Raw genomic sequence first — 25,421 nt, forward strand, 5'->3', positions numbered from 1 at the left:
GGGCCGGGAGGGAACGTGAGCGCGCTGTTCGACAAGCACCGCGAGACCCTGGATCGCGCGGTCCGAGAAATTCGCACACGGGGCTATTGGTCGGCCTACCCGGAGATGCCGTCCGGGCGGCTTTATGGCGAGAGCGCCAAGGCCGACGGGGAGACGGCGTTCAAGGCGCTGCTCAACCGAGAGTTCCCCCTCGACCAGCCCGCCGAGGGCGCGCCGGTCGGCCGCGAGTCGAGCCCCTATGGCTTCGATCTCGCGATCACCTATCCGGTCGCGCCGGCCGAGCGGCTGATCGGAGCGGCGAAGACGGCGGGCGCCGTCTGGGCACACGCTCCGGTCGCCGTGCGCATCGGCATTCTCCTCGAAGCGCTCGACCGGCTGAACCGCGCCAGCTTCCTGATGGCGAACGCGGTGATGAACACGACCGGGCAATCCTTCATCATGGCCTTTCAGGCCGGCGGCCCGCACGCGCAGGATCGCGGGCTCGAGGCGGTCGCCTATGCCTTCGAGGCGATGGAGGCGATCCCGCGCGCCGTGCGCTGGGAGAAGCCGCAGGGCAAGAACCCGCCGCTCATCCTCGACAAGACCTTTCGCATCGTCCCGCGCGGGGTCGGCCTCGTGATTGGTTGCGCGACGTTCCCGACCTGGAATTCCTACGCGGCGATCTTCGCCGATCTCGCGACCGGCAATTCCGTCATCGTGAAGCCGCATCCGATGGCGATCCTGCCGCTCGCCCTCACGGTAAAGACCTTGCGCGAGGTGATCGCCGAAGAGGGATATGACCCGAACACGGTCCTCCTCGCTGCCGACGATCCCGACCAGCCGGTCACGTTGGATTATCTGACCAGCGAGGACGTCGATCTCGTCGACTTCACCGGCTCGGCGGCGTTCGGCGCGGTGGTGCGCAGCCACGCGCACGGGCGGCCGGTCTTTACCGAGGAGGCCGGCGTCAACCCGGTGGTGATCACCGGGACCGACGATTTCCGCGGCCTCACCGGCAATATCGCGATGAGCCTGTCGCTCTATTCGGGTCAGATGTGCACCGCGCCGCAGGCGATCTTCGTCCCGGCAGACGGCATCGAGACCGACGCCGGTCACAAGTCGCCGGACGATGTGGCAAAGGGGATCGCGACGGCGCTCGACAAGATCCTCGGCGATCACGACCGGGCGATGGCGATCCTCGGGGCGGTGCAGAACCCGGCGACGCTCGACCGGGTCAAGACGGCGGAGAAATCCGGGCGCCTCGTGCGGGCGAGCACGCCCGTCGAGGGGGAGACGGATGCGCGGACGGCGACCCCCGCGATCGTCGCGCTCGACGCGGCGGACGAGGCGTGGCGGGAGGAGTGTTTCGGTCCGATCGGCTTCGTCGTCACCGCACCGGACGCGCACGAGGCGATCCGCCTCGCGGCCGGCTCCGTCGCCGAAAAAGGGGCGATCACGGCCTCCTTTTACGGGCTCGACGAAGGCCTGATCGACGCGGCGATCGACGCCTTCGGCCGCGTCGGCGCGCCGCTTTCGGTCAACCTCACGGGGCAGCTTCTCGTCAATCAATCGGCCGCTTTCTCCGATTTTCACGTCTCCGGCCTCAATCCCGCCGGGACGGCGACGTTGACCGACGCCGCCTTCGTCGCAAACCGCTTTTCGGTCGCCGCCGTGCGCCGGCCGGTCGCCGCATGAGGACCTGAACCGTTCAAGGGGACGCGCCGCGCCAAAGACGGCCGCCCCGCCATTTGGGGAGGAATTGGATGAAATCTCTGCTCATCACGGCCGCCGCCGCGATCGGCTTCGCTCTGCCGGCGGCCGCGCAATCGGGCGAGCCGATCAAGATCGGGGCGGTTCTGTCCGCCTCCGGGCCGGCCTCTTTTCTGGGCGAGCCCGAGAAGAAGACGATCGAGCTTTATGTCGACCGTATCAACGAGGATGGCGGGCTTCTCGGCCGGCCGGTGGAACTTATCGTCTACGATTCCGGCGGCGATGCGAACCAGGCGCGCACCTTCGCGACGCGCCTCGTCGAGGATGACGGCATCGTCGCGATGGTCGGCGGGTCGACCACCGGCACCACGATGGCGATGGCGCCGATCTTCGACGATTATGAAATCCCGCTGATGTCGCTCGCCGGCGCGGTGGTGATCATCGATCCGGTGCAGCCCTTCGTGTTCAAGACGCCGCACACCGACAAGATGGCGTGCGAGAAGATCTTCGAGGACATTGAGAAGCGCGGCCTGTCGAAGGTGGCGCTGATCTCGGGGACCGACGGGTTCGGCAAGTCGATGCGCGAGCAGTGTCTCGGCGTGGTGGGCGATTACGGGATCGAGATCGTCGCCGACGAGAGCTATGGGCCGAAGGATTCGGACATGACGCCCCAGCTCACCAACATCAAGAACACCGCGGGCCTCGAGGCGATCGTCAATCCGGGCTTCGGCCAGGGGCCGGCGATCGTCACGCGCAATGCGGCGCAGCTCGGCATCGACGTGCCGTTCTATCAGAGCCACGGCGTCGCCTCGAAGTCGTTCATCGAACTCGCCGGGGACGCGGCCGAGGGCGTGCGCCTGCCGGCCTCCGCGCTTCTCGTCGCCGAGCTTCTGCCGGACGACGATCCGCAAAAGGACGTCGTGGTCGACTACAAGACCACCTATGAGGCGGAGACGGGCGAGCCGGTCTCGACGTTCGGCGGCCACGCCTATGACGGTCTGATGCTGGTGTTCGACGCAATCAAACGCGCGAACTCCACCGATCCCGTGGCGATTCGCGACGCGCTTGAAGAAACGAAGGACTTCATCGGCACCGGCGGTGTCGTGAATATGACCCCCGACGATCATCTCGGTCTCGACCTCAGTGCCTTTCGTATGCTCGAAATTCAGAACGGCGACTGGACCCTCGTCGACTGACCGAGAGAGACGGCACGGCCGCGCTCGCCGACGGTCGGCGGGGCGGTCGGCCGAGGAACGAGACCAGGGGCCAAGAATGAAGATCATGATCATGGGCGCGGGTGCCGTCGGCGGCTATTTCGGCGCGCGCCTCGCAAAGGCGGGCGAGGACGTCACGTTCATCGCTCGCGGGGCGCATCTCGACGCGATGCGCCAGAACGGCCTCGTGGTCGAAAGCACGGCCGGGGATTTCACGATCCCGGTGAAGGCGACCGACGATCCGGCGGAGGTGGGCGAGGTGGACATGATCCTCTTCCTCGTCAAGCTCTACGACACCGATGCCGGGATCGAGGCGATCCGCCCGGCGGTGGGCGACAACACCGTCGTCGCCTCCTTCCAGAACGGGATTACCGCGCGCGAGGCGCTGACGGACGCGTTCGGCGCGCGGCGCACCGCCGGTGGCACGGCCTATATCGCGGCCGACGTCAAGGAACCGGGCACGATCCGCCATTATTCGCCGTTCGCACGCCTCGTGTTCGGTCCTTATGAGGGGACGAACCGGGCCCCGCTCGAGGCGTTCGCGGCCGCGATGGAGGGCGCCGGGGCGAGCTACGAATATGTCGAGGATATCAGCCGCCGGGTCTGGGAGAAGTTCGTCTTCCTGTCGGCCTTTTCGGCGATCACCTCACTGACGCGGCTGCCGATCGGGCCGATCCTCGCCGATCCCAACGCCAAGGCCCTCTTCGAGGACGCGCTCGCCGAGGCGTTCGCCGTCGCGAAGGCGCACGAGCCGAGCGTCGCGCCCGACACGGTCGAGGAGCGGCTCAAGTTCATCGCCAAGGCGAATCCCAATATGCGCTCGTCGATGCTCGACGATCTGACGCGCGGCAAGCGCCTCGAAGTGCCGTTCCTGTCCGGCCGGCTCGTCGCGCTCGGCGAGGCGGCGGGGATCGCGACGCCCGTCCACCGCGCGGCCTTCGCCGCCCTCAGCCCATGGCGGGACGGGCCGCCCCAGATCGAATGACGGCCGAGCTTCTCCAGTTCGCCTTCTCCGGCCTGACGGTCGGCGCGGTCTACGCGCTGGTCGCGCTCGGATTCACGCTGATCTACAACGCCTCGGGCGTCATCAATTTCGCCCAAGGCGAGTTCGTGATGATCGGCGGGATGACAACCGTCTTCCTCGCCGCCGCCGGCGTTCCGCTCCCGATCGCGGCGATCGTCGCGATCGGGGCGGCGGTGCTGATCGGCATCCTCCTCTGGGCGCTCGCGATCGAGCCGGCGCGGGGCGCGCCGCCGATCGCGTTGATCATCATCACCATCGGCGCGTCGATCTTCCTGCGCGGTCTCGCTCAGATCGTGTTCGACAAGCAGTTCCACGCCCTTCCGCCGATCACCGGCGATGCGCCGATCCGGATCGGTGGCGCGACCGTCCTGCCGCAGACCTTCTGGGTGCTCGGCGGCGGGTTCGCGGTGGTCGTCCTCCTCACCCTCTTTCTGGAGCGGACCCTTCTCGGTAAGGCCGTCCTCGCGACGGCGGCGAACCGGCTCGCCGCCCGCCTCGTCGGGATCAACACGGCGATGGTGGTCTGCCTCTCGTTCGCGGTGTCCGCCGGCATCGGGGCGTTCGCCGGTATCCTCATCACCCCGATCACGCTGACGAGCTACGATGTCGGCACACTGCTCGCGCTCAAGGGCTTCGCCGCGGCGATGCTGGGCGGGATCGGCAATCCGGTCGGCGCGGTGGCGGGCGGTCTCCTCGTCGGCCTCATCGAGGCCTTCGGCGCGGGGCTGATCTCCTCGGACTATAAGGACGCGTTCGCCTTCTTCGTCATCCTCGCGGTGCTGTTCTTCATGCCCGCGGGGCTCTTCGGCCGCCGTGCGGTCGAGCGGGTCTGACGATGGCGGCACGGTTCGGAGCTGCGCTGATCCTGGCGCTCGTGGTGGTGGCGGTCTGGTTTCTCGCCGATTCCAATTTCGTCCTGCGCGTCGCGACGCTCGTCTTCATCTACGGGCTCGCCGCGATCGGCCTCAACATCCTCGTCGGCGACGCGGGGCAGGTAAGCCTCGGCCATGCGGGCTTTTTGGGGATCGGCGCCTATGCGGTGGCGATCGGACCGGCGAGTCTCGGGCTTCATCCGCTCCTCGCGCTCGTCGCCGGGGTCCTCCTCGCGGGCGTCCTCGCTCTCGTGATCGGCCGGCCGATCCTGCGGCTGCGCGGCTTCGCCCTCGCGGTCGCGACGCTCGGCCTCGGCATCCTGATCGCGATGGTGATCAACAACGAAGCGTGGCTCACTGGCGGGCCGGACGGAATGCGGGTCGGGCGGCTCGAGCTCTTCGGCTGGCGGGCGCGGGGGACGGACACCTGGTATTGGATCGCCGCCGCTGCGCTGATCTTCGGCGCGATCGTCGCCTCCTCGCTGAAGGCGAGCCCGACCGGACGGGCGCTCCGTGCCGTGCACGATTCGGAGGTCGCGGCGATGGTCGCCGGCATCGACGTCGCCCGCTATAAGAGCGCCGCGTTCGTCATCTCCGCCGTCTATGCGGCGATCGCCGGCGGGCTCCTCGCCCTTTATGACGGCTTCGTCACCCCGGACGTCGCGGGTTATCTGACGTCGATCGAAATCATCACGATGGTCGTCCTCGGCGGCATGGGGTCCGTGCTCGGCGCCGTCGTCGGCGCGGTGATCCTGACGGCGCTGCCGCAGATGCTCACCGCATTCGCCGAGTATGAGCACATGGTGCTCGGCCTCATCATGATGGCGGTGATGATCGGCCTGCGGGCCGGCATCGTGCCGAGCCTCGCCGCGCTCTTCGGCGGCGTGCTGCGGAGGGTCCGATGACGAGCCTCGCGGCGGATGGGATCGGCATCGCCTTCGGCGGCGTGCGTGCACTCGATGGCATCACCTTCGAGACGGCGGAGGCGGGCGTTACCGCGATCATCGGCCCGAACGGGGCCGGAAAGACGACGCTCTTCAATATTCTGACCGGCGTCTATCGGCCGGGGCGGGGCCGGGTGCGCCTGTTCGGCGAGGACGTCACCGGGGAGCCGCCCTTCCGCCTTGCCGAGCGTGGCCTGTCGCGGACCTTTCAGAACCTTCAGGTGTTTTTCCGCATGACGGCGCTCGAGAACGTGATGGTCGGCCACCATCTCGGCGAGAGCCACAATGTTCTGCGCCATCTTCTGCCGCTGCCCGCGGTCTTCGCCGGGGAGCGGCGGGCGCGGGAGGCGGCGCGGGCCGAGCTTGCCCATGTCGGGCTCGAGGGGGTGGCGAACCGCTCCGCCGCCTCGCTCTCTTATGGCGAGCTGAAGCGCCTCGAAATCGCGCGTGCGTTGGCCGCCAAGCCCCGCGTCCTCCTTCTCGACGAGCCTGCGGCCGGCTGCAACGCGGTGGAGACGGAGGCGCTCTCCACGCTCATTCGGCGTTTGGCGGGGGAGGGGATCGCGGTCATTCTCGTGGAGCACGACATGGCGATGGTGATGAGCCTTTCGGACCGGGTGATCGTCCTCGACCAGGGGCGTATCATCGCTGACGGACCGCCGGACGCCGTGCGCACCGATCCGGCCGTCCGCACGGCCTATCTCGGGGCCGACGGCTGATGCTCGCGGTCGAGGATCTCGTCGCCGCCTATGGGCGGATCGAGGTGCTGCACGGCGTCTCGCTGCGGGTGGAACCGGGCGAGATCGTCGCGATCGTCGGCGCGAATGGTGCGGGCAAGACGACTTTGATGAAGACGATCGCCGGCGTGCATCCGGCGGCGTCCGGCCGGATCCGCTTCGCCGATCGGGACGTGACGCGCCTTCCGGCGCACCGGCGGGTCTCCCTCGGCGTCTCGCTGGTGCCGGAGGGGCGGCAGGTCTTCGCGCCGCTCTCCGTTGCCGACAATCTCGCCCTCGGCGCCTTCAGGGCCCACGGAGCGGGGCCGGCGGCGGCGGACGGGCGGCGCGCCATGGAGGCGCTCTTTCCGATCCTCGCGGAACGGCGGCGCCAGCCCGCGGGCAGCCTGTCGGGCGGACAGCAGCAGATGCTCGCGATCGCCCGCGCGATGATGGCCCGGCCGCGTCTTCTCCTCCTCGACGAGCCGTCGATGGGCCTCGCCCCCACCGTGACGCGCGACATTTTCCGTGCGCTCGCCGACTGGCACCGCGAGACCGGCCTCACCGTCTTGATCGTGGAGCAGAATGTCGCCGCGGCGCTCGATTTGGCCAGCCGATGCTACGTTTTGGAGACGGGCCGCGTGGTCGCTGAAGGCCGCTCGGAGGACCTGCGCGCCGATCCTGCGATCCAGCGCGCCTTCCTCGGCGTTTGATCGGGATTCCGAAGTGTCATTTGCGCAAAATGTGGAATTTCTCTAGAGCCTTTGCGGGCGGGCCGACGATGCGTCAGAAGAGGGATGCCTCGATGAGCGGCGCCGATCGCCAGGATAGGCGCGATTTGTCTGCACTTTGGTGATTTCAAGCCGTGGCAAACGGCGTTAGAATGATGGTGGCGCGGCTTGCGACCTGCCCCGAACGGGCGCGGGTGAGGACGGAGCGCGCGAGAGCCAGACGCCAGCCATCGCTGGCATGAGAGTTCGCCCCGTCGCGATGGATCGCCCGGAGGAGTTAAGTTGGCACGAGGTTGGCTGGCACGAGGTTGTCGATGAGTGGCGCGCAGATCGTGTCCTTCGAGGACGCCATTCGCGCCCGTGGGGCGGACGATCAGCACGTTGTGAGCGAGGCGGAACTCAGATCCCGCCAGGCCACGGTGCCGCTGGCGGACTGTCATGCCGCGTTCGACCGAGTCACCTACGAAATCCGCACCAAACGGCGGCGGATCCCGATCTTCTACGACCTGTCGATCGCGATTCCGAAGAATCGTAAAATCGTTATTTTCGGGCACAAGGGTTCCGGCAAGTCGACGCTCTTCAACATGCTCTTGCGTCAGGCGCCGCCGACGCGGGGGGATGTCATCGTCAATTCGCGCCTTTCCTGGCCGATTCATTTGATGTCGTTCATGGATCCGCGCCTTTCGGTGCGTGCGAACGCGATCTTTACGGCCCGCATTCTCGGCGTCGAGCCGCGCGGTCTCCTCGCCTCGATGCTCACCTTTGCGGAGTTGGAGCAGAAAGCGGCGGACGATCCGATCCAGTCGATGACAACGGTGACCAAGCGCAGGCTCGGCATCATCGTGGTCCTCGCGGCGAACTTCGATTGCCTGTTGATCGATTCGCCGTTCCGATCCTCGGCCTACGGTTTGAGCGGCGATGAGGGCCAAAGTTTCGAGGATATGATTCTTAGCCACGACTACATGATCGGGATATCATCCCCCCGGCATGCCCCTGCGAATGCAAATCTGGCGTTTTTGCTTTATGAAGGTCACGTGTACCAGTTCGACGACGTTCAGGAGGCGGCCGCCATCTTCGGCGCGTTGCCCGTTCCGGCAGACACCGGCGGTGGACAGCAGAAATCGTCCGACGACGAGGACGATGACGAGGTTCGCGAAGAGGTTTACTAACGCGCGATGACCGAAAAGAATCTCGTTCCTGCCGACCCCGATGAGCGTCGTGCCGCGGCACGGCGTGCGCGTATGGAGCGGCGCCAGCGCGCTCTCGCGGAGCGGAGCAGCAATCCGGTCGATCTCGCCGATGACGGCGAGACCCAACCGGAGGCGCGGCGTCAGCCGACATTGGTCAGCCCCGATTCCTTCGTGCTGCCGCCACGGGCGCAGATGGAGAAGGCGTCGTCGCGGTTCAGCCGCTTCCTTTCACTGACCTTTTTCCTTTTCGTCCTGTTGCCGACGATCGTCGCGGGGCTCTTCTACGCGTTCTTCGCGAGCGATCAGTTCGCGACCTACAGCTCCTTCGCCGTCCGCGGCAATTCCTCGTCGAGCTCGTCGATGGATCTCGGCGGGTTGTTCTCGATGGGGATGGGCGCGGCCGATTCAGAGACGTCGGACAGCTTCATCCTGCAGGAGTTTGTGCAATCGCGCGAAATGGTCGAGGCGCTGATCTCCGAGGCGAACTTCCTCGAAATTTACAGCCGTCCCTCGATCGACCCGTATTATCGGCTGGACCCGAGCGTCAGCATCGAGGACGTGGTCGACTATTGGCAGATGATGAGCGCGGTCGATTTCGACGTCGACACCGGGATCATCTCGCTCACCATCCGCGCCTTCCGGCCGGCCGATGCCGAGCAGATCACCAACAAGGTGATCGAAAAGTCCGAGGCCCTCGTCAACGATCTGTCGATGCGCGCCCGAAATGACAGCGTGAAGACGGCGCAGCGCGAGGTCTCCCTCGCCGAGGCGCGTTATGCGGAGGCCCGCAAGTCCGTCGCCGCCTATCGGGGCGAGGAGCAGGAAATCGACCCGACGGCGACCGCGGTCGCGCAACAGTCGGTCGTCACCGAGCTTCAGGGCCAGGTCGCACAGCGCGAGATGGAGCTCAGCGCGCTCCTCACGACGATGAGCGACAATTCCCCGCGCGTCGTCTATGTCCGCAACCAGCTCGACGCCCTCCACCGGCAGATCACCGCCGAGCGCGAGCGTCTCGCCACCGCCCAAGAGGGGCAGGATCAGCCCGTTCTGACCGAGCGACTGTCCCGCTATGAGGAGCTTCTCGCCGAGCGTGAGTTTGCCGAGAAGGCCTATATCTCGACCCTCGCGACCCTCGAAGGGGCGCGCGTGGAGGCGTTGAAGCAGCAGCGTTATCTGGCCGTCTTCGTCCGCGGGTCCGCGCCGGAATCGTCGCAATTCCCGGAAGGGATCCGCTGGTCGCTGATCCTGTTCGGAACGCTCCTGCTGATCTGGGGCGTCGTCGCTCTGGTGTCCGCCGCGATCCGCGACCGCGTCGTCTGACCCCCGCGCGGGCTCTGCCCACGCGAATATGCCGATCCGAGACAGGCGGGAGCGATCTCGCCTGTCTCTTGCGTTTGGGGGACGGCGCGCGACGGCCGGTTCGCCATTTTGGGTCGTCGGCGTGTGCCTGCGATGTCCCGCGCGGCGCGGTGCAGCGCGCAAGAAATAAACGCGCCACGCAAATCTCTTAAAATTTAATTATCCGTGATACGGCTTGTGGCGGATGTGCAACGGCTTCTGCCGCATTGACCTTTCCTGAACAATCCACGGTGCATTTCGCGAAAACTCGGTGTTATGCCGGATCGGTAGTGAGTTCGGGGTGAGGAACGCGGGATGCTGAAAAAGGGGCTGGCAGCAGCAATTGCCTTGACCCTAGCCGGATGCGGAGGCGGCTTGCCTGCGGCCGGCCCGACCTCGAGCAGCATCGTTCAGGCCGAACGTGACGACCCGAAGCCGTCCTTCATCGTCGTCAAAATCAACGAGCACGTCACGAATGTCGTCGGCCAGTTCCGGCCGCCGAGCTTCTCGTCCTTCTTCAAAGTCTCCGACGTAAAGCCCGACATCGTACTCGAGGTCGGCGACAAGGTGACCGTCAACATCTTCGAGGCGGGCGGCGACGGTCTCTTCTCGTCGACGACCTCGAAGGCGACACAGATCCAGGCCCAGATCGACGCCACCGGCACGATCTTCGTGCCCTATGTCGGCGCCGTCCAAGCCGCGAACCGCTCCGTCGACAGCGTCCGTCGCTCGATCGAGAGCGCCCTCGAAGACAAGGCGATCCAGCCGCAGGTGCAGCTCCTCGTGGCGCAGAGCCTCGCGAACTCGGTGACCGTCCTCGGCGACGTCAAAAACCCCGGCATCGTCCCGGTCGAGATCGCCGGCCTTCGCATTCTCGACCTCATCGCCTCCGCCGGCGGCGCGGTCGGAACCACCTACCAAACGCGGGTGATCCTGCGGCGCGGCACCACCGTCGCGACGGCCGATCTCGAGGACCTGTTCGACAATCCGAAAGAGAATGTCGCGATCCTCCCCGGCGACACGATCCTCGTCAGCGACGATCCGAAGACGTTCACCGTGCTCGGCGCGACATCGCAGCGCTCGGAGTACAAGTTCGATTCCCGCCGCGTCACGCTCGCCGAGGCGCTCGGCCGCGCCGGTGGCCTCAGCGACACGCTCGCCGACGCCAAGGGTGTCTTCCTCTTCCGCTTCGAGCCGGACGGCATCGCCAAGCAGCTCAACGAGCGGGCCGACACGGTGCCGAGCGGCACGATGGTCCCGGTCGTCTACCGGCTCGATCTCGCCGATCCGCAGAGCCTCTTCCTCGCCCAGCTCTTCGAGCTTCGCGACGAGGATATGATCTACGTGGCGACGCACCCCTCCGCCCAGCTCGGCAAGTTCCTGCAGATCGTCGGCCCGGCCGTCAGCACGGCGACCACGGTGGCGACGCTCCAGAACCGCTTCGGCAACTGACCCGCGCTCCGCTCGATCCCATCGGATCGGGCGGAGCCCTTTCACCGGGCCTCGTCCGCGTGGGGCGTCGTCCGGACAACGAAAAAAAAGCCCTCCCCGTCGGGAGGGCTTTTTTCGTTGGCGGCTGAGCCGGAGGGGCGGTGTCAGCCTCCGGCGTCGGACCGATCGACGTGGCGGCGGATCTCGGAGATCACGGCCCCGAACATCTCGGCGTTGAGGACGCCGGTGTTCACGTTGTAGCGCGAGGGGTGATAGCTGTCGGCGATCGCGGGAGCGCCGTCGATCCGATGGATCCGGCCGTGTCCGAACGGGTGGGCCGAGAGGCGGGCGCCGAAGGTCCGCAGGACCGCGTCGTGCGCGATGCGGCCAAGCGCCAGAATGACGCGGATGCGCGGCATGGCCGCGACGGTCGCGGCGAGGAAGGGCGCGCAGGATTTGATCTCCGCCCCGGTCGGCTTGTTCTGCGGCGGCACGCAGCGCACGGCATTGGTAACCGCAGCGCCGTGGAGGACGAGCCCGTCGTCGATGCGTGCGTCGAACGCGTCGTTCGCGAGGCCGTGCGCGGCGAGGGTGTCGTAGAGGAGGGTGCCGGCATAGTCGCCCGTGAAGGGGCGGCCGGTCCGGTTCGCGCCCTGAAGGCCCGGCGCGAGGCCGACGATCAGAAGCCGCGCATCCAAGATGTCGCCATAGGTCGGGACCGGGGCATTGTGCCACTCGGGGTGCTTCGACCGCTGCTCGTCACGGAAGGCGACGAGGCGCGGGCAGCGGGGGCAATCACGATCGGGGTTCAGCACGATGAGGCGGATCTGGACCTGAAGGAATGGAGTGACGCCGCAGTGCGGGGCGTCACAGGGCGGCGACGTTCGTTTAGCGGCACGTGATCATGCCGCGGTCCGACCCGCGGGACAACACGGCGACCGGGAGGAGGGCGCACGCACGGGTGCCCGCGACGGCGTCCCGAGCACACAGACGCGCGATGTCAGCCAGTCCGCCCTTCCCGAATAGGGGTTGCCTCTGCTGACGCGTTAAACCAACGCGCCGAGCAAAAGCGATCCCTTACACGTCGTTCGGCATCGTCCGTTCGGCGGTCGCCGGGGCGGCGCGCTCGCGCACGGGGCGTTCGGACGGATCGCGGCCGATGGCGCTCTGCAGGTCGGCGAGCTCGATGAAGTGATCGGCCTGGCGGCGAAGGTCGTCCGCGATCATGGGCGGCTGGGTCTGCAACGTGGAGACGACGCTGACTTTGCGGCCCTTGCGCTGAAGCGCCTCGACGAGGCGGCGGAAGTCGCCGTCGCCCGAGAAGATCACGACATGATCGACCTGCTCGGCGATTTCCATGGCATCGATCACCAGCTCGATGTCCATGTTGCCCTTCACCTTGCGACGGCCGCTCTGGTCGTAGAATTCTTTGAGCGGTTTCGTTACAACGGAGTAGCCGTTATAATCCAGCCAATCGATCAGCGGGCGCAGCGTGGAAAATTCCTGATCTTCAGCAAGGGCGGTGTAATAATAGGCGCGAAGCAAATATCCCTTTTGGCCGAACACGGTCAGAAGGCGCTTATAATCAATATCAAAACCGAGAGACCGCGCGGCGCTGTAGAGATTTGCGCCGTCAATAAACAGAGCGATCTTCTCTCTGGGGTCGAACATACTTCGTCTTTCTTTGGGTTAAACTCAGCCGGTTAAACCGCGATTGCCGTATCTCACAATTGCAACCGCTGACGCCCGAACATAGATAGGTAACATAGGGCGGGTGAATGCACGATGTAGGCTCGTCAGCAAAACGACAAACACACTTGCGTTAGGAATGCCTGCTTGTTATCTGGCAGGCTTCCTGTCAACTGAAATCCGTTTGGAGGGGCCATGGCGCGCGTCACGGTCGAAGATTGCGTCGACAAGGTAGACAACCGCTTCGAGCTGGTGCTCCTCGCCAGTCACCGGGCTCGGATGATTTCGAGCGGTTCGCCGATCCAGGTCGACCGGGACAATGACAAGAATCCTGTCGTTGCCCTGCGTGAAATTGCGGATCAGTCGATCCATCCCGAGGATCTGAAAGAAGATTTGATCCATTCGTTGCAGAAGCGCGTCGAGGTGGACGAGCCGGAAGCCGAGCCCACGGCGGTGACGACGCAGTCGTCCGGCGAAGATTCCATTGACGCGACGTTCGATTCGATGTCCGAAGAAGATCTGTTGCGCGCGATGGAGACGCTTGTCCCGCCGGAGCGCACCGAAGAAGTGTAACCACCAACGATGGGGTCGGCGACCAGTATGTTGCGCTCATCGGCCGACCCTGTCGACCAAACGAACACCAAACGTCCGGCCCAATTCGGCGCGAACTCGACGCCGAAGCCGAAGTCTGCCGCGGGCGCGGGGCCGCTCGATCTCGAGGTCCCGCCGAGCCGGCCCATGATGCGCCAATACGAGCTCGTCGAGCGCGTTGCGCAGTATAATCCGAACGTCGACGAGGCGCTGCTCAACCGCGCCTACGTGTATTCGATGAAGAAGCACGGCGACCAGAAGCGGGCGTCGGGGGATCCTTATTTCTCCCACCCGCTCGAAGTCGCCGGCATTCTGACGCGTATGCGGCTCGATGACGCAACGATCGCCACCGCGCTGCTGCACGACACGATCGAGGACACCGACGCCACCCGCGCGGAGATCGACCAACTCTTCGGCGAGGAGATCGGCAAGCTCGTCGAGGGGCTGACCAAGATCGGCCGCCTGCACCTCGTGTCGCAGGAGGACAAGCAGGGCGAGAATCTTCGCAAGCTCCTGCTGGCCGTGGCGGACGACGTGCGCGTCCTCCTCGTCAAGCTCGCGGATCGCCTGCACAATATGCGCACCCTCTATTGGGTGCCGCCGGAGAAGCGCCAGCGCATCGCCGAAGAGACGATGGACGTCTACGCCCCGCTCGCGGGCAAGATGGGCATCCATTGGATGCGCGAGGAGCTCGAGCATCTCGCCTTCACCGTCCTCTATCCGGACGATGCGGCGATGATCGAGCGCCGGCTCGCGGAGCGGCGGGCGGCCCTCGGCTCCTTGCTCGCCGACATCGAGGCCGACCTCGCGGAATATCTGCGCGCCAATAACGTTCAGGCGACCGTGTCGGGCCGCGAGAAGAAGCCCTATTCGATCTACCTGAAGATGAAGCGGAAGCATATCAACTTTGATAATCTTTCCGACATCTACGGTTTTCGGATCATCGTTGCGACAATCCCGGATTGTTATTCTGCGCTCGGCGTGATCCACACGATGTGGCAATCGGTGCCGAACCGCTTCAAGGATTATATCTCGACGCCGAAACAGAACGACTACCGGTCGATCCACACGACGGTCGTCGGGCCGCGCAAGCAGCGCGTCGAGTTGCAGATCCGCACCGAGGAGATGCACCGCGTCGCCGAGTTCGGTATCGCCGCGCACGGCTTCTACAAAGACGGGGACGTGCGGACCCGCCACGAGCTCGCGCACGATTCGCGCGCCTATGCGTGGCTGCGTCACACGATCGAACTTCTGTCCGACGGGGGCAGCTCGGCCGAGTTCCTGGAGAACACCAAGCTCGAGCTTTTCCAGGACCGCGTGTTCTGCTTCACGCCGCGGGGTAAGCTGATCGCCTTGCCGCCGGGCGCCACGCCGATCGATTTCGCCTATCAGGTGCACACCGACGTCGGAAACACCTGCACCGGTTGCAAGATCAACGGGCATCTGCGGCCGCTCGTCACGCCGCTGCAATCGGGCGACGAGGTCGAGATCCTGTGCGAGGCCGGTGCGTCGCCGCCGTCGGCCTGGAACGCGCTCGCCGTCACCGGCAAGGCGCGCGCGGCGATCCGGCGCGCCAACCGTGAGGCGGATCGGCGCAAGTTCGTCCGTCTCGGCAATCAGCTCATCGACAACGAGGTCTCCCGGCGCCATCTTCGCGAAGGGGTGGACCTCACGGTCGCGGCGGATCGGATGAATTATGCCGATGGCGAGGCGCTCGCTTACGCGGTCGGCAACGGCACGGTTCCGGCGGGCGACGTTCTCGGCGCGCTCGGGCATCCGGAGCCGGACGAGACGGCGATCCCGCCCGAGGCCTCACCGGTCTCGGTGCCGATCCGCGGGGCGGGCGGCGATTTGCCCGTGCATTTCGCGCCCAAACTCTACGCCATTCCGGGCGACAAGATCGTCGGCATTCTCGATCCGGGCCGTGGTGTGACCGTCTATCCGGCGAATGCGGGGGATGCGCTCAGCGCCTTCGCCGCCGAACCGCAGCGCTGGCTCGATCTGTCCTGGGATCTCAGCGGGGGTGACGAAACGCTGTTTCCCGTCCCGGTGAAGCTCGTTGTGGCGAACGAATGCGGCGCTCTTGCCGAGATCGCCGGGACCATCGCAGAGGAGGGGGGCAACATCGACGAGCTGACGATGACGCAGAAGACCCCTCAATTTCGCGAGATGAACCTCCATATCGAGGTGCGTGACCGCGCTCACCTCGCGCGCATTCTCGACAGGCTTCGCGGCCTGCCGATCATTGCCGAAGCGGGGCGGATTGCGAACTAGGATCGTTCCTGCGTGTCACGCCGCCGGTGTGGTCGACGCTTCGTAGGGGATGAGGAGCAGATGCTGTTTTCCCGTCGCGACCGTCCATCCGTTTCCCAACGGATGCGTGTCGCATTGTGGCCGCGCCGTTCGTTCGGCCGCTCGTTCACGTATTATAAGCATCGCGTTCTCCGCCTGCAGGCCTCGCCCCATGCGATCGCCGCGGGTGTCGCGGCCGGCGTCTTCGCCTCCTTCACGCCCTTTATCGGCTTCCACTTCCTCCTCTCCTTCGCGCTCGCATGGGTGATCGGGGGATCGATGATCGCCGCCGCCTTCGGCACCGCGGTCGGTAACCCCTTGACCTTTCCGCTGATCTGGCTTTCCTCCTTCCAGCTCGGCGAGCTTCTGATCGGCGGCAGCGGGGACACGCCGTCGCCGCTTCAGTTCGAGATGTCGTTCGAGCTCCTGTGGAACTCGTTCTCGACGCTGTGGCCGACGCTGAAATTGATGCTCGTCGGCGGTTGCGTGATCGGCCTCGTGATGGGCTCGACCTTTTATGTGGTGGTGCGATCGGCGGTCCTGATGTCGCGATCGCTGCGCAGCGCGCGGTTGCAGGCCGCGATGGAGAATATCCAGAACGCGCGGATGGAGGCGGCGCTGCGTGCCGCCGAGACCGAGGCCGCGCCGCCCGCCCAGTCAAAGGATTGATGACCTCACCATGATCGTCGGCATCGGCAGCGACCTCATCGACATTCGCCGCATCGAACGCACATTGGAGCGGTTCGGTGAGCGTTTCACGATGCGTGTCTTCACCGAGGTGGAGCGGACGAAATCGGACCGGCGGGCGATGCGCGCCGCCTCCTACGCCAAGCGGTTCGCCGCGAAGGAGGCGTGCTCGAAGGCGCTCGGCTCCGGCATCCGCATGGGTGTCGCCTGGCGGGAGATGGGCGTCGTCAATCTGCGCAGCGGCCAGCCGACGATGCATTTGGCGGGCGGCGCGCGCACGCGGCTCGAAGCGCTGATCCCGCCGGGTCACGTGCCGTCGATCCATTTGACGATGACGGACGATCATCCGATCGCGCAAGCCTTTGTCGTGATCGAGGCGTTGCCGCAAGAAGTCGACAGAGAGCTGTAGGCAGCGTTCGTTGCGCAGTAACGGTTCAGGGTCTATGCAAGCGTGTCCGCGCCGAGCGGTCCGCGGCCGGCGCGTGTTGTGTTTCGCGCCATCAAAGGGGTGACGATGAGCGTGGCGAAAGACAAATCAGCGGAGCGCGAGGGCGGTCTGTACGAAACGATCAAAGTCATCCTGCAGGCCCTGCTGATCGCGTTCGTGATCCGCACCTTCCTGTTTCAGCCATTCAATATCCCGTCGGCCTCGATGGTCGAGACCTTGTTGGTTGGCGATTATCTCTTCGTCTCGAAATATTCGTACGGCTACAGTCGCTATTCGTTTCCATTCGGCTTCGTGCCGATCCCGGGGCGCATTCTCGGCTCGAATCCCGAGCGCGGCGACGTCGCCGTGTTCAAGCTCCCGAAGGACAATTCGACCGACTATATCAAGCGCGTGATCGGTCTTCCGGGGGACCGGATTCAGGTCAAGGAAGGCATCGTCTACATCAACGATGTCGCCGTGCCGCGCGAGCGCATCTCCGATTATGTCGAGGTCGACGCCAATGGGCGCGAGTTCCGCTCGCCCCGCTATCGTGAGACACTGCCGAACGGCGTGTCCTATGATGTGCTCGACAGCGACCCGAACGGCCTGTTCGACAACACCGACGTCTATGTCGTCCCGCCCGACCATTATTTCATGATGGGCGACAACCGCGACAACTCGACCGACAGCCGGGCGCAGCTCTTCGTCGGGTATGTTCCGTACCAGAATTTCGTCGGCCGGGCCGAGGTGATCTTCTTCTCGATCAAAGAGGATACGCCGATCTGGCAGGTCTGGAATTGGCCATGGGCGGTCCGCTGGGATCGGATTTTTACCGGCTTGTGATATGAAGCGGCGCGAGGATGGTCCTCTCGATCGGTTGGAATCGGCGCTCGGTCACCGCTTTGCGGACCGGAAGTTGCTGGTCCAGGCGCTGACCCATGCGAGCGTCCATGATGACGGGCGCGGGGAGAGCTATCAGCGGCTCGAATTTCTCGGCGACCGGGTGCTCGGCCTCGTGGTCTCGCACCAGCTTTATGACCGGTTTCCCACGGCCGACGAAGGCGATCTCGCGCGCCGTCTCAATGCGCTGGTGCGCCGCGAGACATGCGCCGAGCGGGCGCGTATGCTGGGGATCGACGAAGCGCTCCGGCTCGGCACCGCCGAGGCGCTGACCGGCGGGCGCAACAAGGCCGCGATCCTCGCCGATGCGTGCGAGGCTGTGCTCGCGGCGGTCTATCTCGATGCCGGCTTCGACGTCGCGGCCGAGGTGATCGCGCGGACCTGGGCCCCGCTTCTCGACGTGTCGAACGAGTTGGAGCGCGATCCGAAGACCGCGCTTCAGGAACGACTTCAGGCCAAGGGCGCTCCCCCGCCGACCTATCGGCTCAAGGAGCGGCGTGGGCCGGACCATAAGCCCCATTTCGTGATCGAAGTGGTGAGCCGAGACAATGTACTTGCGATCGGCGAAGGTGGATCGAAGCGGGAGGCGGAGCAAAATGCCGCGCGGACCGCGTTGACCGGCCTGACCGAGGAGGCGTGATTGAACGACATGGACGACCCTGTGGCGCCTGCGGACGATGCCGCCGGCGCGGTGGAGACGACGACGCGCTGCGGTTTCGTCGCGCTGATCGGCGCGCCGAACGCCGGCAAGTCGACGCTCGTCAATGCGCTCGTGGGCGCGAAGGTCTCGATCGTCACCCACAAGGTGCAGACGACGCGCGCCGTCGTGCGCGGCATTCTCCTCGAAGGGGAAGCGCAGATCGTCCTCGTCGACACGCCGGGGATCTTCGCCCCGCGCCGCCGGCTCGACCGCGCCATGGTGAAGACCGCCTGGTCGCACGCCTATGATGCGGATCTCGTGTGCCTGCTGATCGACGCCCGCCGCGGGCTCGACGAGGCGAACGAGAAGATCCTCGAAGACCTCACCCAGGTCCGGATCCCGAAGCTTCTCCTCCTCACCAAGGTCGATCTCGTCGACCCGCCCGAGCTCCTCGTCCTCGCCGAGAAGGCGAACGCGGCGACGAAATTCGAGGAGACCTTCATGATCTCCGCGAAGACCGGGCACGGGGTCGAGGACGTGCGGAACCATTTCTCCGCCGCAATGCCGACGGGGCCATGGCTCTACCCCGAGGACCAGATCTCCGACATTCCGCTGCGCCAGCTCGCCGCCGAGATCACGCGCGAGCAGCTCACGCTGCGCCTTCACGACGAGCTGCCTTATTCGGCGACGGTGGAGACCGAGAGCTGGAAGGCGCTGCGTAACGGCTCGGTGCGGATCGAGCAGACGATCTTCGTCGAGCGCGAGGGGCAGAAGAAGATCGTCCTCGGCGAGAAGGGCAAGACCATTCGCGCGATCTCGATGGCGGCGCGGCACGACATTGCCGAGATGGCGGGCACGCCCGTCCACCTCTTCCTCTTCGTCAAGGTGCGTCCCCGTTGGACCGACGACCCAGAGCGCTATCGCGAAATGGGTCTCGACTATTCGCGCTGACCGATGGAGTGGCGGGGCGAAGCGCTGATCCTGTCGACGCGCCCCCTCGGCGAAAGCTCCAAGATCGTCGAGCTCCTCTCCGCTGAGCGAGGCCGCACCGTCGGCCTCGTGCGCGGGGCGCGGTCGAAGACGATGCGCGCCCTCGTCCAACCCGGCAACATCGTCACCGCGACATGGCGTGCCCGGCTCGACGACCAGCTCGGTACGCTCGCGCTCGAAATGGCGGAGGCGCGCGCCGGGCTCGTGATGCAGTCCGCCTGGGGGGCATTCGGTCTCGGCTCGATGGCCTCGCTGCTCGCTTTCCTACCCGAGCGCGATCCGCATCCGCGCCTTTATGCGGCGGCGAACGCGCTGATCTCGGCCTTCGCCCTCGCGCCGGCGGCAGGGGAGGCGGGTGTCCGCTTCGAGATCATCCTGCTCGAGGAGTTCGGCTTCGGGCTCGATCTCACCCGATGCGCGGCGACGGGAACGCGCGAGGATCTCGCTTATGTCTCGCCGCGCACGGGGCGGGCAGTCTGCCGGGCGGCGGGCGAGCCTTATCGGGACCGGCTTTTCCCGCTGCCAGCTTTCCTCGCGTCCGATGCGCCGGTGGATGCCGAGGCGGTCGCCGCGGGCTTCCGGATGACGGGCCACTTCATCGCGGCGCACGTGGCCGCGCTCGTCGACAAGGCGGTGCCGGAGCCGCGCGAGCGGTTCGTGCGGGCGGTCGTCAAGGCGATCGCGCGGGAGGAGACGGGCGCCGGGGCTATCCACAGCCGCGACCCCGCCGTGGAATGATGGCGCTCCGGCGCACCGGCAAGGTTGCCAAAGGGCGCCGTCCGGCCGTAGCTCAGTTTTGAACGGAGGCGTGTGTGGCCGATTCCCTCATTCCGGACGATGGCGAAGCGATCGACCTCAAGCAGGCGCTCGAGGAGCGTTACCTCGCCTACGCCTTGTCGACGATCATGCATCGCGCCTTGCCGGACGTGCGGGACGGCCTGAAGCCCGTCCACCGCCGGCTCCTCTTCGCGATGCGCCTGCTTCGGCTCGATCCGGGGTCGGCGTTCAAGAAATCCGCCCGCGTCGTCGGCGACGTGATCGGTAAGTTCCACCCGCACGGCGACACCGCGGTCTATGACGCGCTCGTCCGCCTCGCGCAGGATTTCGCGGTCCGCTATCCGCTGGTCGACGGGCAGGGCAATTTCGGCACGGTCGACGGCGATGGCGCGGCGGCGATGCGCTACACCGAAGCGCGCCTCACCGAAGTCGCTCGCCTCCTGCTCGACGGTCTCGACGAAGACGCCGTCGATTTCCGCGAGACCTATGACGGCTCGGAGCGCGAGCCGGTCGTCCTCCCCGGCGGATTCCCGAACCTCCTCGCCAACGGCGCGTCGGGCATTGCCGTCGGCATGGCGACCAACGTGCCGCCGCACAATGCGGCCGAGATCGCCGAGGCGGCGCTTCACCTCATCAAGCATCCGAATGCTCGGCTCGAGACGATCTTCGATCCGCAGAACGGCCCGATCCGCGGGCCCGATTTTCCGACCGGCGGCATCGTGATCGAGACCGCCGATTCGATGCTCGAGGCCTATCGCACCGGCCGCGGCGGCTTTCGCACCCGCGCGCGCTGGGAAAAGGAAGAGGCCGCGCGGGGTCTTTGGCAGATCGTCATCACCGAGATCCCCTATCAGGTCCAGAAGAGCCGCCTGATCGAGCGCATCGCCGAGCTTCTCGAACAAAAGAAGCTGCCGCTCCTCGCCGATGTGCGGGACGAGAGCGCGGAGGATATCCGCGTCGTCCTCGAACCGCGGGCGCGCAATGTCAACCCGGTCCTCCTGATGGAAAGCCTGTTCCGTCTGACCGACCTCGAGTCGCGCATCTCGCTCAACATGAACGTTCTGATGGCGGGGCAGGTGCCGCGCGTCGTCGGCGTCGTCGAGGTGATCCGCGCCTGGCTCGACCACCTGAAGGAGGTGGCGGTCCGCCGCGCGCAGCACCGGCTCGAAAAGGTGGTCCACCGCCTCGAGGTGCTCGACGGCTTTCTCGTCGTCTATCTCGACCTCGACAAGGTGATCCACATCATCCGCTATGAGGATGATCCGAAGGCCGAGCTGATCAAGGCGTTCAGCCTCACCGACGTCCAGGCCGAGGCGATCCTCAATATGCGCCTCAGGTCCTTGCGCCGTCTCGAAGAGATGGAGATCCGCAAGGAGCACGAGCGGTTGACGGCCGAGCGCGCCGAACTCGAAGCGCTGCTCGCCGACGAGGCCTTGCAATGGGACCGCGTCGCCGCCTCCGTCCGCTCCGTGCGCGATACGTTCGGCCCGAAGACCGAACTCGGCAAGCGCCGCACCACCTTCGCCGCCGCGCCCGAGGCGAACCTCGATGCCTATGCCGAGGCGATGATCGAGCGCGAGCCGATCACGGTGGTCTTGTCTCAGAAGGGGTGGATCCGCGCCCTCAAGGGGCATGTGAAGGACTTTGAGAGCCTGCAATTCCGGCAGGACGACCAGCTCGGCACGTGGCTCCATGCGGAGACGACCGACAAGCTCCTCGTCCTCGCGACCGACGGGCGCGTCTATACGCTCGGCGCCGACCGGCTGCCCGGTGGGCGCGGCCATGGCGAGCCGCTGCGCCTGATCCTGGAGCTCGATGGCGGGGTGGAGATCGCCGCGCTCGTGAAGTTCCAGCCGGAGACGACCTGGCTGATCGCCTCCAAGATCGGCCGCGGCTTCCTCATCGCGGCCGACGATCTCATCGGCACCACGAAGCGGGGCCGTCAGGCGATGTCGCCGGCGGACGGTGACACCGCCTATCGTCTCGTCCCGGCGGACGGCGACCGGGTGGCGGTGCTCGGCGAGAACCGCAAGCTCCTGGTGTTCCCGATCGAGCAGGTTCCGACCCTCGCCAAGGGCCGCGGCGTGCGCCTCCAGCGCTACAAAGACGGTGGGCTTTCCGAGGTTTGCACGTTCAAGAGCGAGAACGGTCTCGTCCTCGTCGGGCGGACGGGCAAGGAGACGGTGCAGCAGGTCGACCAGCTCACCGAATGGCTCGGCGAGCGGGCCGCGAGCGGGCGGCAAGCCCCGCGTAATGCCGTGGCGATCGCCTCACAGAAGACGGCCACCGGCGCCGCCGAATAGAGGCGCTGCCGGCAGACGTCCGCGCGCCGCGCCGCGCGAGGCGGCGCCACGAAACCACCCCATCGCGAATCGTAGGGGACGACGACCGCGAGGCGGACACGCGGCCGCATCGGCGCGCGACCGTCTCCGGTCGTGCCCGGTTGGGAAGCGGGGGCGGACGCGGCGCTATGGATGGAGGGAAGGCGGGGCCGTTGCGCGCCGCCGTCAGCCGCGGATCCAGCCCTTCGGGCTCAGATGCTCTTGCGGTTGGAAGCGGGTCTTGTAGGCCATCTTCTCGGACCCGGCGACCCAGTAGCCGAGATAGACATAAGGCAGTCCGAGTTCGGCCGCACGGGCGATATGGTCGAGGATCATGTAGGTCCCGACGCTTTTGTCCCGATAATCCGGCTCGAAGAACGAATAGACCATCGACAGGCCGTCGCCCAAAATGTCCGTCAGCGCGCAGCCGATGAGGGGACCGCGGGTCCGCCCGGTGCCGGACAGGCGGTATTCGAACAGGCGCGTGTCGACGTGGGTGTCTTCGACCATCATCGCATAGTCGAGGACCGTCATGTCGGCCATGCCGCCTTCGGCGTGGCGCGAGTCGAGATAGCCGCGAAAGACAGAATATTGTTCCGAGGAGGGCAGGGCCGGCCGCTCACGCCGCTCCAGCGCGTGGTTCGCCTTCATCACCCGGCGCATGGAGCGCGTCCAATCGAACTCGTCCACCACGACGCGGACGGAGACGCAGGCGCGGCATCCCTCGCACGCGGGGCGATAGGCGATGTTCTGGCTGCGACGGAAGCCGCCTTGGGTGAGGAGGTCGTTCAGCGGCTCGGCGCGCTCGCCGACGAGATGGGTGAACACCTTCCGCTCCTGCCGGTGGGGCAGATACGGGCAGGGTGAGGGGGCGGTGAGGTAGAATTGCGGATGCTCTGTCAGCCGCCGGACTGTGACGCGGCGTCGCTTGCGAGGCGGCGCGTCTTGCCAATCGTCGGCGGGATGGGGCGCCGTGTGCTGGGCAGGGGCGATCGTGGCCGTGGTCCCCGCGGAGGATTTTTCCGGGGCAACGGTCTCGTTATCGTCGAATCGGTCGTTCGACTTCACCATGAGCCTAAGTCGGCCTCCTTAGAGGGCCGCCAAGAACCGGCGTGCCCACACACTGTACCGCGGAGTCGCCACTAGATTCCGTACCACCATGGGCCGACCAGCGAGAAAGTGACCCATAATAGCAGAACAAGTGGCCCGCCCGCGATGAGAAAGTCTCGGTAACGATAGTGTCCCGGCCCCATGACGAGGAGGTTGGTCTGATAAGCGACCGGCGTCGCGAAGGATGCGTTGGCCGCCAAGATCACTGTGACGACGAAGGGTTCGGCAGGCAAGTTAAGATGCGCCGCGAGACCCACCGCGATCGGCGTAAAAAGCACCGCCGCCGCGTTGTTTGTCAGAATATTCGTCGTCAGCGCAATGATCAGGAACAGCGCCGACATGACAACGCTGGGTGGCGCGTCGACCAGCACACGCAAGAGGGAGTCCGCCAATATGCGCGCCCCGCCTGTCGCTTCGAGGGCCGTGGCGGAGGCGATCGCCGAGGCGACGAGCAGGATGATCCGCCCGTCGACCACGCGGGCAGCCTGGCGCGTGTTGAGACATCGCGTGGCAAGCATCGCGAAAGCTCCGAGGAGCGCGGCCGCCACGATCGGCATGATCGACGAGCCGGCCGCGACGACGACCGAGGCGAAGATCGCGAGCGCGACGGGCGCCCGTCCACGCGAGGGAACGTCCGCCGCCGTCCAGTCGATGAGGAGAACGTCGCGATTGCCGCGAAGCTCCTCGATCGCATTGCGCGGTCCGGCGAAGAGGAGAACGTCGCCGGCCTCCATCCTGATATCGGCCATCGGCAGGCGCGGCATTCGGCTCCGCCGCTCGATGGCGAGGACGACGCATCCCACCTCGCCCCGGAAGCCCGATTGCGAGACCGTCCGCCCGATGAGGCGCGACCCCGGTGCGACGATGGCTTCGGCGAGGGTGACGACACCGGCCGGGCGGTCGTCCTCCTTGTCGCGCATGACGTTCGACTTCGTGGAGAGGGCGCGCTCCAGCGCCTGACGCGTCGCGGCGACGATGACGATGTCGCCGGGCTGGAGCGTTACGTTCTCGAACGGGGGCAAATGGGGCCGCTCGCCACGTTGGACGAGACGCACCGTCATGTCCTTGAGCTGCGGGAACATCCCTTGTGTCGACGTCGCGCCGACGAGGGGGTGGCCGGCGCGGATCGGAATTTCCGCGATGAACTGCTTGCCCCCGCCGGCCTTCATCGCGTCGGCCATCGACCGGCGATTCTGCAGGAGCATCGGCATCACGAAGAGGACATAGGGAAGCGCGACGGCCCCCACCATCAGCGCGACGGGCGTGAAGGAGAAGAAGGTGAGATCCGCCGCGCCCGACACCCGCGCGACGTTCGCGGCGAGAAGGTTGGTCGACGAGCCGATCAGTGTCGTCATGCCGCCGAGGATCGTGACGAAGGAGAGCGACATCATATAGCGCGATGTCGGCAGCTTCAGTGACATCGCGAGGGTCGAGATGATCGGAATGAACATCACCACGACCGGCGTGTTGTTGAGAAAGGCCGACAGCGCCGCGATCGCGATGAAGGTGAGCGCGATGCCGGAGCGGTGGTCCTTGGCGACCCATTTGACGATCGCCTGGGCGGGCCGTTCGAGGGCGTCGGTGTGGAAGAGACCTTGTCCGACGACGAGGAGGGACATGATGGTGATGAGGCCCGGATTGGAAAAGCCGGCGAGAAGGTCCGCCGCGGACAGCGGGTGTTGCTCGGCGGGCAGCCCGATCACCACGAAAATGGTGATGTAGGCCGCCAGCACGCCGAGGCTGATGGCCTCGATCGAGTAGCGCTCGGTCGCGTAGAGAAAGGTGGACACGGCGATGACGGCGAGCGTCGCTGCCATCGCGAGTTGGGCTTCCATCAAAGGTGCGCTC

General features: G+C 66.1%; 23 protein-coding genes. 19 read left to right on the forward strand and 4 right to left on the reverse strand.

Annotated features, from left to right (window positions below; translation table 11 throughout):
- Positions 1-15 precede the first annotated feature (15 nt).
- The 10 genes from paaN to L1787_RS23310 all read left to right on the forward strand — a co-directional run bounded on the left by paaN (position 16) and on the right by L1787_RS23310 (position 11,170).
- A complete protein-coding gene (paaN, locus tag L1787_RS23265; RefSeq protein ID WP_235711498.1) occupies positions 16-1,674 on the forward strand; it encodes a phenylacetic acid degradation protein PaaN in 1,659 nt (552 codons plus the stop codon).
- 68 nt (positions 1,675-1,742) lie between these two features.
- Positions 1,743-2,885, forward strand: a complete 1,143-nt coding sequence (locus L1787_RS23270; protein WP_235711499.1) for an ABC transporter substrate-binding protein — start codon at positions 1,743-1,745, stop codon at positions 2,883-2,885.
- 76 nt (positions 2,886-2,961) lie between these two features.
- A complete protein-coding gene (locus L1787_RS23275; protein WP_235711500.1) occupies positions 2,962-3,888 on the forward strand; it encodes a ketopantoate reductase family protein in 927 nt (308 codons plus the stop codon).
- A complete protein-coding gene (locus tag L1787_RS23280; protein WP_235711501.1) occupies positions 3,885-4,760 on the forward strand; it encodes a branched-chain amino acid ABC transporter permease in 876 nt (291 codons plus the stop codon). The genes L1787_RS23275 and L1787_RS23280 overlap by 4 nt, the downstream gene beginning before the upstream one ends.
- Positions 4,761-4,762: 2 nt before the next feature.
- A complete protein-coding gene (locus tag L1787_RS23285; RefSeq protein WP_235711502.1) occupies positions 4,763-5,704 on the forward strand; it encodes a branched-chain amino acid ABC transporter permease in 942 nt (313 codons plus the stop codon).
- Positions 5,701-6,462 (forward strand): ABC transporter ATP-binding protein, encoded by a 762-nt coding sequence (locus L1787_RS23290; protein ID WP_235711503.1) that lies wholly within the window; start codon positions 5,701-5,703, stop codon positions 6,460-6,462. The genes L1787_RS23285 and L1787_RS23290 overlap by 4 nt, the downstream gene beginning before the upstream one ends.
- The gene (locus tag L1787_RS23295; RefSeq protein ID WP_235711504.1) at positions 6,462-7,172 is read left to right on the forward strand and encodes an ABC transporter ATP-binding protein; all 711 of its coding nucleotides are present in this window, start codon (positions 6,462-6,464) and stop codon (positions 7,170-7,172) included. The genes L1787_RS23290 and L1787_RS23295 overlap by 1 nt, the downstream gene beginning before the upstream one ends.
- Before the next feature lie 332 nt (positions 7,173-7,504).
- Entirely contained in the window at positions 7,505-8,359 is an 855-nt protein-coding gene (locus L1787_RS23300; RefSeq protein WP_235711505.1) for an ATP-binding cassette domain-containing protein, read from the forward strand.
- Positions 8,360-8,431: 72 nt separating this feature from the next.
- Positions 8,432-9,700: a KpsE/RkpR family capsule polysaccharide export protein gene (locus L1787_RS23305; protein ID WP_235711506.1), complete on the forward strand. Its 1,269-nt coding sequence runs from the start codon at positions 8,432-8,434 to the stop codon at positions 9,698-9,700.
- Between the two features lie 393 nt (positions 9,701-10,093).
- On the forward strand, positions 10,094-11,170 hold the full coding sequence (locus L1787_RS23310; RefSeq protein ID WP_235711507.1) for a polysaccharide biosynthesis/export family protein: 1,077 nt from the start codon (positions 10,094-10,096) through the stop codon (positions 11,168-11,170).
- Between the two features lie 143 nt (positions 11,171-11,313).
- On the opposite strand, the gene L1787_RS23315 is transcribed toward L1787_RS23310, so the two are convergent.
- Both L1787_RS23315 and L1787_RS23320 read right to left on the reverse strand, forming a co-directional pair.
- Positions 11,314-11,964 (reverse strand): uracil-DNA glycosylase, encoded by a 651-nt coding sequence (locus L1787_RS23315; protein WP_235711508.1) that lies wholly within the window; start codon positions 11,962-11,964, stop codon positions 11,314-11,316.
- Between the two features lie 262 nt (positions 11,965-12,226).
- Positions 12,227-12,820, reverse strand: coding sequence for a LabA-like NYN domain-containing protein (locus L1787_RS23320; RefSeq protein ID WP_235711509.1), 594 nt, complete (start codon positions 12,818-12,820; stop codon positions 12,227-12,229).
- 213 nt (positions 12,821-13,033) lie between these two features.
- Here L1787_RS23320 and rpoZ point away from each other — a divergent pair, with 213 nt between their 5' ends.
- The 9 genes from rpoZ to parC all read left to right on the forward strand — a co-directional run bounded on the left by rpoZ (position 13,034) and on the right by parC (position 22,445).
- Positions 13,034-13,411, forward strand: a complete 378-nt coding sequence (gene rpoZ, locus L1787_RS23325; protein ID WP_235711510.1) for a DNA-directed RNA polymerase subunit omega — start codon at positions 13,034-13,036, stop codon at positions 13,409-13,411.
- A 165-nt stretch (positions 13,412-13,576) separates the two neighbouring features.
- Positions 13,577-15,703 carry a RelA/SpoT family protein gene (locus L1787_RS23330; protein WP_235711511.1) on the forward strand — a complete coding sequence of 709 codons (2,127 nt, stop codon included), beginning with the start codon at positions 13,577-13,579 and terminating at the stop codon, positions 15,701-15,703.
- Between the two features lie 60 nt (positions 15,704-15,763).
- Positions 15,764-16,390 carry a DUF2062 domain-containing protein gene (locus L1787_RS23335; protein ID WP_235711512.1) on the forward strand — a complete coding sequence of 209 codons (627 nt, stop codon included), beginning with the start codon at positions 15,764-15,766 and terminating at the stop codon, positions 16,388-16,390.
- 10 nt (positions 16,391-16,400) lie between these two features.
- A complete protein-coding gene (acpS, locus tag L1787_RS23340) occupies positions 16,401-16,817 on the forward strand; it encodes a holo-ACP synthase (RefSeq protein ID WP_235711513.1) in 417 nt (138 codons plus the stop codon).
- A gap of 105 nt (positions 16,818-16,922) precedes the next feature.
- Positions 16,923-17,678, forward strand: a complete 756-nt coding sequence (gene lepB, locus L1787_RS23345) for a signal peptidase I (protein ID WP_235711514.1) — start codon at positions 16,923-16,925, stop codon at positions 17,676-17,678.
- A gap of 1 nt (position 17,679) precedes the next feature.
- Positions 17,680-18,375 (forward strand): ribonuclease III, encoded by a 696-nt coding sequence (gene rnc, locus L1787_RS23350; RefSeq protein ID WP_235711515.1) that lies wholly within the window; start codon positions 17,680-17,682, stop codon positions 18,373-18,375.
- A gap of 9 nt (positions 18,376-18,384) precedes the next feature.
- A complete protein-coding gene (gene era / locus L1787_RS23355; protein WP_235711939.1) occupies positions 18,385-19,326 on the forward strand; it encodes a GTPase Era in 942 nt (313 codons plus the stop codon).
- A 3-nt stretch (positions 19,327-19,329) separates the two neighbouring features.
- Entirely contained in the window at positions 19,330-20,103 is a 774-nt protein-coding gene (gene recO / locus L1787_RS23360; protein WP_235711516.1) for a DNA repair protein RecO, read from the forward strand.
- Positions 20,104-20,177: 74 nt separating this feature from the next.
- Positions 20,178-22,445: a DNA topoisomerase IV subunit A gene (gene parC / locus L1787_RS23365; RefSeq protein WP_235711517.1), complete on the forward strand. Its 2,268-nt coding sequence runs from the start codon at positions 20,178-20,180 to the stop codon at positions 22,443-22,445.
- Positions 22,446-22,649: 204 nt separating this feature from the next.
- Here parC and L1787_RS23370 read toward each other — a convergent pair whose 3' ends face one another.
- Positions 22,650-23,366, reverse strand: a complete 717-nt coding sequence (locus L1787_RS23370; RefSeq protein ID WP_235711940.1) for an arginyltransferase — start codon at positions 23,364-23,366, stop codon at positions 22,650-22,652.
- 239 nt (positions 23,367-23,605) lie between these two features.
- A complete protein-coding gene (locus tag L1787_RS23375) occupies positions 23,606-25,408 on the reverse strand; it encodes an SLC13 family permease (protein WP_235711518.1) in 1,803 nt (600 codons plus the stop codon).
- Positions 25,409-25,421: the final 13 nt, after the last annotated feature.

Source organism: Acuticoccus kalidii, from assembly GCF_021556395.1.
Classification (GTDB): domain Bacteria; phylum Pseudomonadota; class Alphaproteobacteria; order Rhizobiales; family Amorphaceae; genus Acuticoccus; species Acuticoccus kalidii.